Origin of the sequence: Pseudomonas sp. L13 (assembly GCF_009935965.1) — a bacterium.
GTDB lineage: Bacteria > Pseudomonadota > Gammaproteobacteria > Pseudomonadales > Pseudomonadaceae > Aquipseudomonas > Aquipseudomonas lactis.
Map to the genome: position 1 here is coordinate 1 of NZ_QODJ01000177.1, position 518 is coordinate 518.

The 518-nt window shown below is 56.2% G+C and carries 1 protein-coding gene; it reads left to right on the top strand.

Annotation, left to right across the window (positions count from 1 at the left end; all coding sequences use genetic code 11):
• A partial coding sequence (locus tag DK871_RS28555; RefSeq protein WP_161907491.1) for an immunoglobulin-like domain-containing protein occupies positions 1 to 518 on the top strand: 518 nt, incomplete at both ends.

Consider the following 518-nt stretch of genomic DNA (forward strand, 5'->3'; position numbering starts at 1 on the left):
GGCAACTTCGAAAAACTCGAAGTGGCAGGCAACGGCGCAACCACCACGATCAACGACACCATCGACAAGGTTGATGTGGTCCTGGCCGCCACGACTACCGTGGGCGAAGGCGGCAACATCGTTTACACCGCTAGCCTTGTGGATAAAAACGGCGCGCCGGTGACTAACATCACCAATCCGCTGACCGTGACTTTGGACAACGGCAAGACCATCACCATCGGTGTAAAACAGTCGAGTGGCTCTATCACCACCATCGCGCCGGATGATGTGTACAAAGGCGACCAGACCGTCACTACTGCTATCAAAGGCGTAACTGGCGGCGAGCATTTCGAGAATCTGGTCCCTGGCACTACTGCGGTGAACACCACCGTTACGGACACACCGGGTACCAATAACACCACCACCGTTACGCTGACAGCACCAAGTGTCGTTAACGAAGGCGGCCAGATCACCTACACCGCGACCTTGAGCAACAAAGCCGGTACCGACGTCACGCTGAAACTCGACAACGGTTCGTC